At 45.6% G+C, this 16,324-nt stretch carries 12 protein-coding genes and 1 pseudogene; 2 read left to right on the top strand and 11 right to left on the bottom strand.

Annotated features, from left to right (window positions below; all coding sequences use genetic code 11):
* The first annotated feature begins 183 nt into the window (after window positions 1-183).
* A complete protein-coding gene (locus ACKTT9_RS11210) occupies window positions 184-732 on the top strand; it encodes a TetR/AcrR family transcriptional regulator (protein ID WP_157325205.1) in 549 nt (182 codons plus the stop codon).
* 77 nt (window positions 733-809) lie between these two features.
* On the opposite strand, the gene ACKTT9_RS11205 is transcribed toward ACKTT9_RS11210, so the two are convergent.
* Both ACKTT9_RS11205 and ACKTT9_RS11200 read right to left on the bottom strand, forming a co-directional pair.
* Window positions 810-1,373, bottom strand: a complete 564-nt coding sequence (locus tag ACKTT9_RS11205) for a beta-class carbonic anhydrase (RefSeq protein ID WP_407873013.1) — start codon at window positions 1,371-1,373, stop codon at window positions 810-812.
* Window positions 1,374-1,470: 97 nt separating this feature from the next.
* Window positions 1,471-3,036, bottom strand: a complete 1,566-nt coding sequence (locus ACKTT9_RS11200; protein ID WP_407871601.1) for a glycoside hydrolase 43 family protein — start codon at window positions 3,034-3,036, stop codon at window positions 1,471-1,473.
* A 97-nt stretch (window positions 3,037-3,133) separates the two neighbouring features.
* On the opposite strand from ACKTT9_RS11200, the gene ACKTT9_RS11195 reads away from it, so the two are divergent.
* Complete coding sequence (locus tag ACKTT9_RS11195; protein WP_407871600.1) at window positions 3,134-3,613, top strand: TspO/MBR family protein; 480 nt, start codon at window positions 3,134-3,136, stop codon at window positions 3,611-3,613.
* 55 nt (window positions 3,614-3,668) lie between these two features.
* Here the strand turns inward: ACKTT9_RS11195 and ACKTT9_RS11190 are convergent, their stop codons facing one another.
* From ACKTT9_RS11190 to ACKTT9_RS11150, 9 genes and pseudogenes are all read right to left on the bottom strand, one after another.
* Complete coding sequence (locus tag ACKTT9_RS11190; protein WP_407871599.1) at window positions 3,669-5,006, bottom strand: exo-alpha-sialidase; 1,338 nt, start codon at window positions 5,004-5,006, stop codon at window positions 3,669-3,671.
* 19 nt (window positions 5,007-5,025) lie between these two features.
* Window positions 5,026-6,747 carry an ABC transporter substrate-binding protein gene (locus ACKTT9_RS11185; RefSeq protein WP_407871598.1) on the bottom strand — a complete coding sequence of 574 codons (1,722 nt, stop codon included), beginning with the start codon at window positions 6,745-6,747 and terminating at the stop codon, window positions 5,026-5,028.
* 45 nt (window positions 6,748-6,792) lie between these two features.
* The gene (locus tag ACKTT9_RS11180; protein ID WP_407871597.1) at window positions 6,793-7,665 is read right to left on the bottom strand and encodes a carbohydrate ABC transporter permease; all 873 of its coding nucleotides are present in this window, start codon (window positions 7,663-7,665) and stop codon (window positions 6,793-6,795) included.
* Window positions 7,666-7,681: 16 nt separating this feature from the next.
* On the bottom strand, window positions 7,682-8,632 hold the full coding sequence (locus ACKTT9_RS11175; protein ID WP_407871596.1) for an ABC transporter permease: 951 nt from the start codon (window positions 8,630-8,632) through the stop codon (window positions 7,682-7,684).
* Between the two features lie 129 nt (window positions 8,633-8,761).
* Window positions 8,762-11,446, bottom strand: a complete 2,685-nt coding sequence (locus tag ACKTT9_RS11170) for a sensor histidine kinase (RefSeq protein WP_407871595.1) — start codon at window positions 11,444-11,446, stop codon at window positions 8,762-8,764.
* Window positions 11,443-13,029, bottom strand: coding sequence for a response regulator (locus ACKTT9_RS11165; protein WP_407871594.1), 1,587 nt, complete (start codon window positions 13,027-13,029; stop codon window positions 11,443-11,445). Before ACKTT9_RS11165 ends, ACKTT9_RS11170 begins: the two co-directional genes overlap by 4 nt.
* A gap of 96 nt (window positions 13,030-13,125) precedes the next feature.
* Complete coding sequence (locus tag ACKTT9_RS11160; RefSeq protein WP_407871593.1) at window positions 13,126-14,220, bottom strand: Gfo/Idh/MocA family protein; 1,095 nt, start codon at window positions 14,218-14,220, stop codon at window positions 13,126-13,128.
* 19 nt (window positions 14,221-14,239) lie between these two features.
* Window positions 14,240-15,328 carry a Gfo/Idh/MocA family protein gene (locus ACKTT9_RS11155; RefSeq protein ID WP_407871592.1) on the bottom strand — a complete coding sequence of 363 codons (1,089 nt, stop codon included), beginning with the start codon at window positions 15,326-15,328 and terminating at the stop codon, window positions 14,240-14,242.
* 24 nt (window positions 15,329-15,352) lie between these two features.
* Window positions 15,353-16,322, bottom strand: a pseudogene (locus ACKTT9_RS11150) (acetylxylan esterase).
* Window positions 16,323-16,324 lie beyond the last annotated feature (2 nt).

The following is a 16,324-nucleotide window of genomic DNA, read 5'->3' as shown; positions in this document are numbered from 1 at the left end:
ATGAATCAAATTGGGATGGTTAATCAATGAAATATGATTATCGAAATAAATTTGATTAACCAACTAGTGTCTATTATTATATAATCAAGCACGTAAGTTCAATGGTTAAAGAAACGCAATCTGTTGATATATCAACAGATCGGCGGAATTTGTTAAGTATCTTAGAAAGTTTGGTGAATATCCATGGCTAAAACAGATCGCCGCATCCTAAAAACGCAGGAATCTTTGAAAAAAGCTGTTATTGAACTGATGGCTGAAAAAAATTTCGATGATATAACCATTCAGGATATTTCAGATCGGGCTAACCTAAATCGAGGAACCATTTATCTGCATTATCAGGATAAATTTGATTTATTGGATAAACTCATTCAAACACACCTCGATGAATTGGGTGAAATGGATGAATGGGCTTGTAAGCTGGATTGGAACGAGGCTCTTGTACCTTACTTTGAATATTTCGAGAAAAATTATTTGTTTTTTTCAACCATGCTCGCAAGTACTGGGACACCATCTGCATTTCGAGCTCGGCTTCTTGCTTCTTTTATACAAGGATTCAAAGGTGAAATTGACAGAGATAGCGGAAAAAATACAGATTTAATAGATGATGTCATGTTGCAATATGCAGGTACCGCTTATGCAGGCGTGATTGAATGGTGGATCAAAAACGGCATGCCTTATCCGCCTCAAGTCATGGCTAAACAAGTGGGTACCTTGTTAGAGAGAAGTTTGTAGGTTAAGCTGCTTCCAAAAGAAACGGCAGCCGATCACTGATGATCGGCTGCCGTTTAGTCTTTATCATTTATATTTTCTCACTGTTTATAACCGTCAATTATTAAATCTAACTTTCCTGTTTCCGGATCGATTACAAGGCCATGAACGGGAATGTTTCTTGGCAGGAGGGGATGGTTTTTGACCGTATGCACGCTTCCTTTGACGGAATCTTCAACACTATCAAAACCGTGCAGCCACTTTTGCAAATTAATGCCGGAACTTTCGAGGGTGTCGATAATTTCGGAAGATATCCCGTTCTCCTTCATTTTATTAATCGTTTCCCCAGGGTCAATACAGCTCATCCCACAATCATGATGCCCGACCACAAACACTTCGTCTGCATTTAATTCATATATAGCGACAATTACGCTACGCATAACGCTGCCGAATGGGTGCAAAACAATCGCTCCAGCATCTTTAATGATTTTGGAATTCCCATCCTTTATATTTAACGCTCGGGGTAGGAGCTCCGTAAGTCTTGAGTCCATACAAGTGATAACAACCATCTTTTTGTCTTTGAACCTAGATGTTTTATATTTTTCAAATTCCTTCTTCTCTACGAACTCGGAGTTAAAGTCTAACATACTATAAAGTCTCTCCAAGCTTCTCACCTCAATTTCTCTTTTTATATCTAACAATCTTATCATAACCTGCAAAGCATCCTCAACATGCAACTAAATGAAATATTCCAGCTGCAATTCATCGCCCCTGAGGGCCTGCATATCGATAGTGGAACCACTCAATGTCCAAATATCCATTTTCCGCTTTATTGTTAAAGCTAAATAAGCCGATTCGATCTCCCCGATAATGGCCCCAGTTGAGTTGATAGCGTTCGTCGAAATCGATGAAATTTTTACCATCAAGACTATAAGAGAAGGTGTTGATTCCGTCTAACCCCCAACAAGATCTTAACCATAGGTCACACTGACTGATTCGGGATCCTATCGTTTGAATACCTGTATCGTTGTATTGGATTGTTCTAACTGTTCCCTCTTGTTTAATACTAATTGTACAATACCTCGTTCCAAAATGGCATAAGCCTGCCTCCTGCCCATCTTCCATTCCAGATAGATCTATCTTAGTGACGACTACATTATTTACCGTTCCCAAGCTTCGTTGCGTAAGTATGTTGCAGACTGTAAAAAAGTTCCCAACCTCTAGGGGCACGCAAGCATGCAATCGGAGATAACCCTGTCTTTCCGTCAAAGACCATTTGCCAGCTCTAGGTTGATGATTCCATTCCCATTGAGGTTCTAACCTTGCGTTAGTAAAGTTCACGCTCGTACTTGGAGTGATCAAGGGGTAACCTTGTATTGGCTTTTTGCCTCCCCATACCATTTCTCCAATGCCATCCCCATCGATATCCTCCCCGATGATTGGCCAGCCGTCCACCCAAGTGACTGGAAGCAAATGCAAGGTTCTCCCTTCATAATACCCGCCAGTCCCCTGATGTGAGATGAAATACCATGTCCCGTCCTCCGTTTGCAGCAAACCTCCCTGATTAGGCTCTCGATCCAGTGCCTCACCATGAGAATGAATGAGTTCTTTCTCCTCGTATGGACCACGGATATGTGCAGATCTGAGCATCATAACGACTCTAAGATCTTTTCCTGCCTGATGCCGAACCTCACTGTGGAAAAAGTAATATAAACCGTCTATTTTGTAAATCTTCGTTGCTTCACTGCCCTTATATTGATGGAAAACGAAATCAGTATCCTTCCTTATCTGGTTTCCTTCTTCATTCATCTGAAATAAATGCATCTTGTATTCATTGCTGAAATTTGTGGCTGCTAGATAGCCTTGTCCATCTTCATCCCAAAATGGGCAGCAATCATCCCAACCTTCGATCTGCCAAATATGCTGCAGAGGCTCCCAAGGGCCTTCAGGTCGAGTCGATGAACTCATGAAAAATCCTTCGTCCGGCGTACAAAAGTAGACCCAGAACTTATCTTTGTAGTATCGTATTGCGCCCGCCCAAACGCCTCTGCCGTACCTATTCATTTTGTCAAAATTCAATTCTGGGCTTATTTGCGTGAGATCATCGACGACGTGTCCAATAATCACCCAATTCACCAGGTCTTTAGAGTGCAAAATAACCATCCCAGGAGAAAAATGCAAGGTTGAGGAAATACAATAGAAATCACTGCCAACTCGGATAACATCAGGGTCACTAAAATCTCCCGGCAGGATAGGATTGATGTACGTACCATCACCTTGATCACCCCAGAGACCGTTCTTTGAAGATAGCTCCAATGCTGATTTCACAGACTTCACTCCATTTCTTTTGCTCAACAGGTTATCCTTTTCAAGATTTGTAAATACTATAGTATTAAGCTTGGACGACTTTATGGAGGTGCTTCTTATGATGTTTATTACCGTGTTTATCCTTGCATATGCATTATTTTCGCTCTCCGCTGTTTTATTTCCTACCGATATTAATTATTATACTAGTCTTAATAAACCAGCTTGGAGCCCTCCCCCTAAACTATTTGGCATTGTGTGGAGCATTATATATGCTTTAATTTCACTATCGATAGCCATTGTTTATACGAAAACAAATGGTTTTCAGGAAGCCTCCCTGGCCAATTTTGTGACTTTGTTGATCAACTATATCGCTAATCAAGCCTTTACCTTTATCGAGTTTAACCTAAAGAACTTGCGTTTGGCTTTCCTTGATACGGTTGTTGTAGCCTTCACTTCGTTTCTGCTGATATATTTCACCCTTCCTTATTCCAAACTTGCTGCGTGGTTGCTGGTACCTTACTTATTGTGGTCCTGTTTTGCTGCTTTATTGGCCTGGTCCATCTACCAGTTAAATAAGGATGCAAACCGTGTATATTAAAATCAACTGAAAAAGCCCTTGAAATTTTCAAGGGCTTTTGATTATATTCTGATTGTTAGGATGACGCGAGCCAATCCAGTGAAAACGTTGTAAATTTGATGGTCATCTCTTTCGTTTCAGAAAAATCGCTTTCATACAGCAGCGCAATGTCCCCATTAGCCAAAACCGTTAAACAGCTATACGAAAACGTATATCCATCGACCTCTTTGGCATACCTCCAGGTGCTTCCTCCGTCTTCGCTCAAACGGATTGTACCGTTTCTCCTCTTTTGGGGATCTGCAGGATTGGCAAACAAAACTCTTGTTTTCCCATCTCCCATGTCCGGATAGGTAATTACACTGGATTGGCAAACCGGGTCCAATAAGGCCTGATCATACTTCGTTTCACTCCAGGTCTCGCCGCCATCCAGGCTCATGGCCACAGCGGTACGATGCAGACCGGCGTGGTTTCTCATATATACACGCAGCCCGCCATCCGGAAGTTCAATCACCTGCGATTCGGTCAGGTCCGCCCCCTCCGCGCTTAATGTCTCTGCCTTCAACGATTGCCCGATGAACGTTCTTCCATCATTCGGCGAGGCGCCTCTGCGCCAGCTTTTTCCATGATCATCGCTGAAAATAACGGCGCATGACATTTTTCCATGGTGATTCGAAAAGTAAATCGGAAAGACAAGCCTTCCTTTGTAATTACCATGCTTGATCTGAATGCCTCTTCCCGGCCCCGCTCCAATAAACGCCATCCAGGCTTCTTTCACCGCGGGATTTAACTCGATCGGCCTCGACCATGTCAGACCGTCATCCTCACTTTTAATGATTTGCAAAAAAGAAGTTCTCGCTTCTAATAACGTTTCATCGGGATCTATCCCTTTTTTCAGAAAAATATTGCCCTTCTTCCCTCCGTCAACAAGGACATTGCCTTCTTCATCAACCGTGAAAGGGGTACTCTCTCCTTGGCTATTGAATACATGACCGTTCGGTAGCAGTCGATAGGTATGCCCGCTGCTGTCAAATAGCAGTCTTTCGGCGTTCTCACTAAACCCCGTTCCTATTTCGGAAGACCTAAGACCAATACCCCCAGGCGTATGTGAAAACAGCATCCAAATCGTTCCCGTCACTTCGTCCTCAAGCAGAGCGGTGTCGATCGCTGCCGCCCCGTCCCGTCCCTCTCCCGGATAGGACACAAGCTGCTGCACATCATCCCATGTCACTCCATGATCTACACTACGTCTTATTGCTGTGTTGATTTTGTTAGGATTATCCAGGCTATTGCTAATACGCGCATCAATGCCGGCAATAATCGTTCCTTTGGAAGTCGTGATCAAGGATGGAATTCGATAGGTCGCCGATCCAGCTAAACCGGGATAAAATAAAGAAATTGCTTCGCTTTTATTCATGAGATTCACGTCCTGTTTTTTATTTTTGATTCAGTAAATCGGCGACTTTCGGCGACTTGTCAAGTTCAGCCAAAATTTCTTTACCACCGCTGTTCAAATAATTCTGAACGTATTTATCCCATTCTTTATCGATATCGATTTGTCCGGCAATGGCTTTCAAACGGAACTCATTCACGATCGTATTCAGTTGACCGCTGTATTGTTTGTTGAGATCGGCATATTTTGTTTGGTTCATCAAATCCCATTTGAAAGGCCTGATTTCCATCTTCTTCAATACGTCCGGTTTGCCGAAGAAATCATTTTTCAACTTCGTCGTTGCTTCAGAGGTCTGATAGGACGCTCGTTTGTCATCGTACGACCTGAAGTTATATGCCCAGAAGCCCATACTCCCTTCGTTCTCCGGGTACTCTGGTTTGACTTTAATCTCCGATTTCTCCGGAGTTCCCTGCCAGGTGGAATGGGTTCCGACATCTCCGTAAAGTGTCCAGCGGGAATCGTCATCAAAGTTGATATAATCAAAAATTTGCAGAATACGTACCAGCTGCTCATCCGTCACTTTCTTGGAAACGTAGAAAGCATCGCCCAGCCTGTTCACTGGGGTGAAGGCGCCTTCTCCTTGCTGCCCGTTCGGGCCAATCTCAGGCGCGGTTACAAGTAATTTAACGGCGGGGTCCTTCTCTATAATGTTTGCCGGAGCACGCCCCTTCGTCCAAGCGTCCATCCCGACATAAGCAGGCTGCGCCGGATAATAGCCGGTTTTGCCCAGCTTGAATTTCTCCCAGCTCTTGTTCACATCGATTGTCGTCCACTCGGGATCAATCAAGCCTTCTTTGTTCCATCTTGCCATCATCTTCAAGAACGCTTTGTATTTATCGGAAATTTCAGCAGCCGTCAGTTTGCCGTTCTCCTCCAGGTTGTAGCCGCTAGCTACCCCATATGCCCCGAGTAGCGTACTGCCCCAGGCCGTAAACGAGTTGTTGAACGGCAGCATGCCATAAGTATCGTTTTTCCCGTTGCTGTCCGGATCCTTCTGGGTGAAAGCCTTTAGGATTTCTTCCGTCTGCTCCAGCGTATAGGCCTTATCCGTGAAGTAGATTCGTTCCAAGCCTCCACTTGTGCCAATAGGTTTGATGTCGCCCGGAGGTTGAATCCCCAGTTTCTCAAGCCAATCGAGCCGGAAGGTAGGCGCCCAAATTAAGTTTTTGGTATGTCCCTGATACCCGACGAGAGCCAAATATTCGTCTTTTTTTCCCGGCGCCAAATTCATATCCCAGCCCGGAACATTTTCATCCAGCATTTTGGAATAAAGGGGCGCGTATTTCTTCAGCATCTCTTTCGGAATTGTTCTCGTCAGGCCGTTTTCGTAAAATTCCAACGCCGACAGGGACTGCACCGTAAAGGAAAACGTATCCGGCAAATCTCCAGATGCGACCAGCAATTGCACCTGGTCTTTGTTAAACGTATCCACCTTCACGTTGCTGATCTTAATGTTGTACTTTTCTTCCAATTTCTTTTGCACCCAGTTTCCATCCTCAATCTTTCCTCTTGTAAAAGATCCTGTCAGCCTTAAATCAAGCGGCTTGGAGAAGTCCCCAGGCGCAGGCATCCCCGAAGCTGTATTCCCTTGTGCCTGGCCTGCCAAGCTGACGCCGGATGCCTCTTGCTGACTGCACCCTACCGATCCAATCACTAGTGATCCGGCAAGCACCGCCGAAAATAAAACCTTGAATCGAATTTGCATACAAATTGCCTCCCCTTTATTTGTCTTATGGATTGACGACGGTGATTAACCTTTCAAAGAGCCGATCATAATGCCCTTGATGAAATATTTCTGCGCGAACGGGTAAATGAGAATGATCGGACCAATCGACATCATAACCGTCGCTGCACGAACATTGCTCAGCAGTAAATTGGTATTTGTCGCCCCGCCGCCGCCGAATTGTGTCTGCGACAAATCCAAGGCAACGATCATCTGCCTGACAATCATCTGCAGAACCGTTTTGGAAGGGTCGCGAATATAGATCATCGCATCAAACCATGCATTCCAGTGCCCCACCGCCGCCCACAGCGCAACTGTCGCAATGACCGGTTTGGACAAGGGGATGATAATCTTGGTCAAAATCTTGAAATAACCGGCTCCATCGATTAACGCCGACTCCTCAAGCCCTTTATCGAGCGTCATCAAATAATTGCGCATAATGATAATCGAGAACACATTAACCGCTCCGGGTAAAATGAGCGCAAGACGGTTATCAAGGAGTCCTAAACTTTTAATCAATAAGTAAGTGGGGATCATTCCCCCCGAGAAAAACATGGCGATAAGGAAAAAGGCTGTGAAGTAATTACGAAAAGGCAAATCTTTCTTGGATAACGGATAAGCCACCAGTAAGGTAAAAAAAACAATGAGCGCCGTACCGATAACGGTTCGAAGAATCGTATTCAGATAGGCGGACGTAATGTTTTGATAGCTAAAAACGAACTGATAGGCTACCGTTACCCATTGCTCCGGCCATAGATGAATGCCAAGTGTTGAGGCGCCATTCGCATCCGAGAAGGACAGAACGAACGTTTGCCAGAACGGATATAAAACTGCAAGTGAAAATATGCTAATCCCTAACATGTTGAACGTGTCAAAAATGGACATTCGCGTTTTGAGCATTCCCAGCTCCTCCTTCCTACCAAATGCCATGTTCGCTTCGTTTGCGGATGATGGCATTCGCTCCCACAATGAGAATCACGCCCACGACATTTTTGAATAAACCGACGGCTGTCGCATAATCCAATTGAAACTGTTCCAGACCTTTCCGGTATACGTAGGTATCAATGATGTCAGCGACCTCATAAACAACCGGGTTATACAGGTTTAGAATTTGATCGAAGCCACCGTTCAAAATGTTGCCCAGGCCCAGGATAAACAAGATCACGATCATCGGAATGAGCGACGGGATTGTAATATGCAGCATCTTCTTGAATCGTCCCGCCCCATCGACATCTGCTGCTTCATAAAGATCCGGATTAATCGAAGAAATAGCTGCCAAATAAATGATGGCCCCCCAGCCGATCTCTTTCCACACATCCGTCAAGATCAGCATGGGAATAAAATAATGGGAGTCCGCTAAAAAATTGATCGGCGTTCCCCCGAGCGAATGGATGACATAGTTGATGATCCCCCGTTGAGGAGAAAGCACCTCGCCCACCATGGATGCTAAGATGACCCAAGACATAAAGTGCGGCAAATACGAAACGGACTGCGCTACTTTTTTAAACCACACCTGTTTCACTTCGTTTAACAGCACGGCCAGCACAATGGGAGCCGGAAAAGCTACGACCAACTTTAACCCGCTGATAATCAGCGTGTTTTTTAAAGCGCGAATAAAAAGAGAGTCGTGTAACAAACTTTTGAAATGTGCAAAATCGTTCCATGGACTTTTCCAGATGCCTAAGCCGGGCGAAAACTTTTTGAAAGCAATCACAATGCCATAAATCGGAATGTAATGAAAAACGAATAACAAAATCATCGGAAGCAGCATCATGAGGTAGAGCATCTTCATCTTCTTGGCTCTAAGCCAGATTTCATTTTTTTTGCGTACGGATGGAGCGTCAGCCTGCTGAAGGGTGATTTCCATGGTTAAGTTGCCTCTCCTTTCTACGATATCTTGGTAACGCTTACAATTTCGATTATAGAAAAAAGCAGCTTCGATTAGTGACACGATCTTTAGATCTTGTACCACAATCTCAATATGTTTGAGCTGCTTTTACCATTTTGCCGGAAGTAGAATGGTCACCCTCGTACCCTCTCCATATCGGCTGTCGATGTCTAGTCCATAGGCTTCTCCGAAATGCAATTTGATCCGTGCATGGACATTATAAATGCCAGCCTTCTTCACACCGGGATCCGCAAGCCGCTCACGAACTTCCGATAATTGGTCCTGCCGCATGCCTAACGCATTGTCCGTAACGGTCATACGAATAGTACCCTCTTGCAGCATACAGGCAATTTCAATCGTTACCTGTTTTCTGGTTTGCCTTGCTCCGTGATGGATAGCATTCTCGATAATTGGCTGCAGAATCAGCTTTAAAGCGCCGCACTCCAGGATCGCATCATCCACATGCCACACGCATTGAAAATTATCGTACCTGCAGGACATGATGTGTATATAGGTTTTGGCATACATGATTTCATCTTTCATTCGGATCATTTGTTCCCGGTTCGTGATATATCGAAATAGTCTGGAGATCGAATTGATCATTTCGACGGCTCTGTCCACTTCTTTCGTCTCAACAAGATAGATGAGATTATCCAATGTGTTGTACAAAAAATGCGGATTGATTTGTGATTGCAAGGCAATCAGTTGAATTTCTTTTTTCTCATATTCCAGTTTGATTCTTTCTTTGTCTGCGACGAGCGTTTCAACGACCAAATCATCGATTCGTTTGATCATCAGATTGAAATTACGACTGAGCAGATTCACTTCGTCAATGCCGGATACACGATCCAAAACAATTCGGTGGCTTTCCCCCAATTCATATTCATTCAACATTTGATTCAGCCTGCCGAGCGGTTTGAGCATGCGCTGCGACATATAGAAAGAAAACAACAGCATGAGAAGGAAGATAAGAAAAAACAGATACGAGTTGCTTACAAATAAGTCAATAACCTGTTTTTCCACGTCCGATTCGTTATACCTGGAAATCAACGTCCATGAAACACCGCCTATCTCCTTGGTGAAGTCGTAATAATTCCCGCTGAAGGACCCAATTGGCGAATCCAGCACTTTCCCGATTTGTGCCGCAATAGGATGGGATACAATCCGGTTGTCTTTGTCAACGATAAACATTTCACTGCCGTTTTGCTTGAATTCCCCATACAGATTGGAAAGGTACCCACTATCTACATCCACTGTCATATAACCTACAATTTCCGGATATTTCTCCAGCGAGATGATCGGCATTCCCAAGACGATGGAGGCATTGCCGAAGTCATCCTTGGTCAGATGATAACTTATTTTTCTGCCGGACCCTTTCATTTGATTGTAAAAGCCAAGGTCCAACTCTCCGGTTTGTTTATATCGATTTGAAAATATCAGCGTGTTGGATCGGTCGTAAATACGAATGACATCCCGATTCAGCCCTAAATCATGATTTTCATACAGCAGCTCTTTTTCAAGCGTTTTCATATCCTTTGCCAGAATCTCATGCTGTACGGCCGTATCCAATGAAATTCGAGCCATCAGCACCTCTTTTTGATTGATATCATGTTCCAAATAACTGGCTGTTTTCGCAAACAAGGAATCATGGCTCTTTTTTAAATCGTCTACCACGATGTTGGAGGATTTCCAGTAAAAGATAACCATATAGACAAGAAGAGGCAGCAATATCGTAATGATAAAATAAAGCAAAAACCGGTCTCGCAGATTGAATCGGCCGATGTTCGTCACGAATTTCCATTCATTCGACCCTCGATCTTTCGCAAACTCGTACATCTTGAATAATTGGATGACCTCATAAACCGGTTTCAGGATTTTGCTTGAAATGACCCTGGAAGAAACGAACGCAACAAGTAAAGCCAGCAAACAGGTAGCTACCGTTAATTTGGCCATGAAAAGGAGCTGCTGCTGGTAAACGTCCATCCGTTCAACATAGACCAGCTGCATATGATTAAAAGGAATGGTCGTATCATGAGTTTCCACACGAACAGATAAATCCACTTCAGACCCGCGAAAAATCAAATCGCGATTAGCGTCGAACAGCAGGATGTTCTCGTTGTAAGGTACAGCGTCCTTCACATAGTGAGGGTTCAACAGGATTAAAATAACCCCGTTATTGGCTCCGTCTTTCCCTATCAGATTGGCGGCAAAAAACACCCGTTTATTCAACTCGTCCAGCGCACGCGACACTCCTTTGGGATGATCAGGATCAGAAGGCGGGGTGAGGCTTGCAGCAGCTTTCCCCTGAAGCACCAGATGATGTTCTTTGGCTAACTCGCTTTTCACCTGAATCCCGTTCAGATCGAAGTCCAAATAAGTGTGATCGGAACTGAATTGATTTTGGGATGTAATGACGACGATGGAGTCGATGATTTCATTTTCTTGCCGGATGTTGTACAAATATTTCTCGAAATCCATGGAAAGTTGATATTTTGTAATGGCGTTTGTACTCGTCTCACCCATTTGCTGCATATAGTCGGCAATCCGCTCATTCGTCGTTAACTGATTGACCATCGCGTACATATTGCTAAGGCTCGTATTTAACTCATAGGAAATCTGGTTCATTCGGGTACTGATGACAAACTGCTTTTTTTCTTCAATAAAGTTTTTGATTTTAACAAAAAAAACGCTGCTCAGCAGCAATAATAGAATAAGCATGGCGCTTAAAGAAAACAGCATCAGAAAATTTCGAAACGAAATCCTCTGGAATCCCCACATTTTCCGAAACATCATGAGCCTCCGCTTTGGTTGTAAGTAGGGTTAGACCGAAATATAAGAGGTTTGACGCCCATCACTTTCTTAAAAACCTTATTGAAGTAAGAATGATTATGAATGCCTACCATCGCAGAAATTTCCTTGATCTTATACTCTTTGTGCTTTAGCAATTCTACGGATTTGCGAACCCTGACTTCATTCACATAATCAATAAAATTATGGCCGGTTTCTTTTTTGAAAATGGAACTGAAATACGACGGATGAATAAATAATTGCCCCGCCATATCCTCCAGCGTAATCTTAGCGGCGTAATGCTTATGCACGTATTGCTTGGCTGTATGGACGTAACGATTTTCATCATTTTGCTCGATAGGCGCGATTGACAGCTTTTCGATCGTTTGTTTCAGCCATATTTTCAAATCCCCGAGGGATGGAGCGGTATAAATATAGACAAGTGCCTGCTTCTTATCCAAAGTCGGCAACGCAAGTCCTTTGTCTTTGGCTTTCAAAGAAAGCGACAGAATGATCTCTGAAAAGGTTATTCTGATTTCTTCTATGTTCATCCGTTTCCCTTGTTCCACGACATCAAAGAAGCCCCGAAGCCGGGATGCGGTTTCCTCTTTTTCACGGGCAAGAACGGATTGAATCAATTTGTCCATGACAAGGCTTAGTTGTTCTTGTTCGTTCTCTTTGGCATATTCGTCACGCTCTCCAGCCAACAATTCCTGGTAAAAAAAGATCGCATGAGGATGATTGTAAAATTGATAACTCAAAGCGTAAACGGCTTGATTAAAGGAAGAGTGGATCTCGCTGGGATCCTTAATCAAATTGCCGACACTGATTGACAGCACGCACTCTTTCCCAAAGACGGATCTGAGCGATGCTTTGAGCAAATCCGAATAATGTTCTAGCTGGTCTTTCAAATCATATTTGCTGATTGGCCGGGGATGATGTGCAAAAAGTACCAATTGGTTGCCATAATATAAGACGGGAGTCTGGCTATCCTTCCAATAATCCATCGTCCATGCAGCAATATAATGCCTAATCGATAAACTTGAATCTTTTTCAAACCATCTGCCGAACGAACAAACGATGACCCGCATATAATCCTGAAGCCATGGATCGTCGTACTGTCGTACATGTTCCCCTTTGATCAGGTCGATGAGCATCGCTTCTTCCTGTAGGCCGGGAAGTCCCGTCTTTTGGCTATCGGCTATGTCTTCATCCTTCTTCAACTCAATGGCCAGATTATGCATAACCCCCATAATTTCTTCTTTCATCACAGGCTTCAATAAATAACCCTTTACACCGAACCGGATGGCATCTTGGGCATATTTGAAATCATCGTAGGCGGAAAGGACAAGTACTTTCGTGTTTGGATACGTTTCTTGGACCTTTTGGGCAAGCTCCAGACCGTTCATTTCCGGCATCCGGATATCCGTTAACACCACATGGGGATTGTGCTGCTCCATTTGTTCAAGGGCTTCGAGGCCATCACAGGCTGAACCGACAACTTGGAATCCCGCTTCCTTCCATGGAAACAAGGTGACTAATCGTTCCCTGATGTTTTTTTCGTCATCCACGATAAGAACCTTATACATGGACCCACCTCCATTCCAACTGTGTACCTCTAATAGAAAAACCGCACAAGCCATTTCTGCTTAGGCGGATGCGGTTCTCCAAGAAATCAATTACTTTTATGTTTTTACTTGTTTCCACGTTTGCTCCCTAAGCGAGACCATTGCAGCTTCTGCGGTTGCGATCGAAAAACGGGCTGACGTCCCGTCGAAGAGCGAGAGATACGCCGGAGCCACAGGCTTGCCTGTGATCACATCGCGAAAGCACGCCATTTCCGCTTCCATGGGCTTCCTTAAGAAAAGCGGCGGACGGGTTTGAGGGCTTGTAAATACGACTTTCCCCTCTGCCCGCCTATAATCATGAACACGGTCCTCATCCTCATCCGGATTCCCGTTGATGCCAAACGATGTGATTTGATCGCCGCTTTTCACGACAATTTCGGACCGTTTAAAGTTGACGAACACAGCGCCTTCCGTTCCGTTGATTTTGACAAAGTGGCCTCCCTGTCTGAATCCGGAGCCGTACTGCATCGTACCTAAAGCTCCGCTTGCAAATTCCATGGTCAGCAGCAGATGATCCGGATTGCTGGAAGCATGAAGGGCGGGATCTATCCATGAGCCTGCCAGGACTACGGATGCCGCTCTTCCAATAAGCGTTTGAACAAGATCGAGCTCGTGGATAAAATGAAATAAATACCCTCCGGTCTGGGCAGGATCCTGCTTCCAACCAGCGCCGGCTTGTTTATCCTGCCATCCCGTTCGCTCCGCGTGAGAAACAATCGGCTTCCCAATGGCACCCTGTTCGATCAAGCGCTTCACTTGCTGCACGCCGCTCATAAAATGAAGGATATGTCCGGCCATCATGTGCACAGAGGCACTCCGGCAAGCCTCAATCATGTCCTCGCAGTCGGCCAAAGATAAAGCAATCGGCTTCTCACAAAATACGTGTTTGCCATGCTGTGCCGCGAGAATGACATGCTGTTTGTGAAGATGATTCGGACTGGCCACAATGACGGCGTCCACATCATCGCGTGCGACCAGCGCTTCAACACTTGCAGCCGTGTCACACTGCAGCTCTTCCGACAGCAGCCTGGCGCTATCGTCTGCTCCTCCAACTACAGCAGCTGTTCTCGTACCTTCGAGCCCATTCAAAATTCTGGCGAACTCGCCTCCGAAATTACCACATCCGATGACACCGAATCCCAAAGAAGTCATTGCCTCCCGCTCCTTCGTTTCATGATAGGGAGATCCACTTCTTCTCACGCAGAGAAGTCATAGCGGCTTCAGCGGTAGCAATAGACGTTGTGGCAGCTGTCCCATCAAACAGCATTTTCACACTTTCACCTACAGGTATTCCATTTACGGTATCCCGGAATGCGGACATTTCCTTCTCGATCAGAGCAGCTAACCAGCTTGGCATCTTGGAAGCGGCTGTCCCGTAAGCGACAGCGCCGTCGACGTTTTGATAGGACCGCGCGCGTTCCAAATCTTCTTCGGCGGAATCGTTCAGATGACGGCTGGTGATATGTCCGTTCTGATTCAATTCAACTTTCGAGTGCTTCAAATCCAGCAGGATCGCTCCTTCGGTTCCGTTGATCTTGACGAAATGCTCGCCCCAGCGAAATCCCGAACCGTATTGCATCGTTCCGAGCGTACCGTCTGCGAACACCAATGTCAGGAGCAGGACGTCTTCTTCATCGCCGAAGCCTTCTCCCTGATGCCCCAGGTTGCCCCCAGCCATGCAAACCGATACCGCCGGTCCCATGATGGCTTGCAAGAAATCAAGCTCATGAATGTGGTGAAATAGATGCCCGCCTGAGGTGGCATTGTTTTTCTTCCAGCTGACATTGGCTTGCTTATCCTCCCAGCCGGTCCGTTCGGCATGGCAGACAAGCGGTCGGCCAATCTCGCCACTGGCAATCCAAGCTTTGACTTGGTTGACGCCGTTCATAAAATGCATGATATGTCCGGCCATAAATACAACGCCCGCCGACTTGCACGCCTGGACCATCTCTTCACAATCCGTCAATGTAAGAGCAATCGGTTTTTCACAAAACACATGCTTGCCATGTTTGGCTGCCAGCATAACCGGTTCTTTGTGAGCATGGCTCGGGGAGGCCACGATAATGGCATCGATATCATCACGCTGCACCAAATCCTCCAGGCTTTCGATCGCTTCACAATGCAGCTCCTCCGCCAACAGTTCGGCTCGACTGCCCCCATGAACGGCAACGACGCTTGAGCCTTCAAGCCGATGTAACGTCCTGGCCAGCTCCCCGCCGAAATAACCACTGCCCACTATCCCAAAACGCACGCTTTTCATCTCATTAAGCTCCTCTGCCCTGTTCTACAAATCGGCCATAAATTGCAGAATCTGATCCTTCAAGCCTGGAATCGGTTCATGACCGAAATCCGGATAAATTTCAAGCTTGACTGATGTTTTCAGTTTATTGATGGCAGCAAATTGCGAAGATGGCGGACAAACGGTGTCCATCAGACCAACACCAATTAATGCATCCGCTTGAATTCGTGGTGCTAAATGTTGAATATCGATATAACCCAGTTTGGTAAACCACTCTTCCTCTCGAAGATGCTGGGGATCGAAATAACGGAAGAAATTCTGAAGCTCCCAATATGCATCCCTCGCTAGGTCCATTTCCCAAACTCTCTTGTAATCGCTCAAAAAGGGGTAGACCGAGGCCACTTTGCGAACTCTCGGCTCAAGCGCCGCACAAGCAATCGCCAGTGCGCCTCCTTGCGACCAACCGGTAACGCCAACCCGGCCCGCATCCACCTCCGGAAAGTTCATCACGATGGCGGCTAGTTGCGCCGTATCCAGAAACACATGACGGAAGAAGGAAGAACAGCTTGTGCGGATCATGATCTTGCAATCCGCGAATGATATGGCCTCGCAACGTATTGCCGACGACACCGCCTGTATCCTCGGACAGCCCGCCTTGGCCGCGAACGTCAAGCCATGCGGTTGAGCAGCCAAGCGCTGTGTAGGCCAACATCTCCGACCAATCCCCGCTGCAGCCGGAATACCCATGAAACTGCAGGACAGCCGGATGCTGTCCATCCGCCGTTTTGGGACGCACATACTTAGCGTGAATACGCGCTCCGTTTACACCTGTAAAATACAAGTGAAAACATTCAGCGGAAGGCACTTGAAATTCAGCCGGAATGAGTTCCACGCAAGGATCAACGGCCTGCATCTCATGAAGCGCCTGATCCCAATAGGTCTCAAAATCGATCGGCCTCGGATTGCGCCCTTCATAGGTTTTCAACTGCTCTAACGACAAATCAACGACAGGCATCC

The sequence above is a fragment of the Paenibacillus sp. P36 genome, assembly GCF_045866505.1.
GTDB lineage: Bacteria > Bacillota > Bacilli > Paenibacillales > NBRC-103111 > Paenibacillus_E > Paenibacillus_E chondroitinus.
This window is presented reverse-complemented; position numbering and strand designations above follow the sequence as displayed.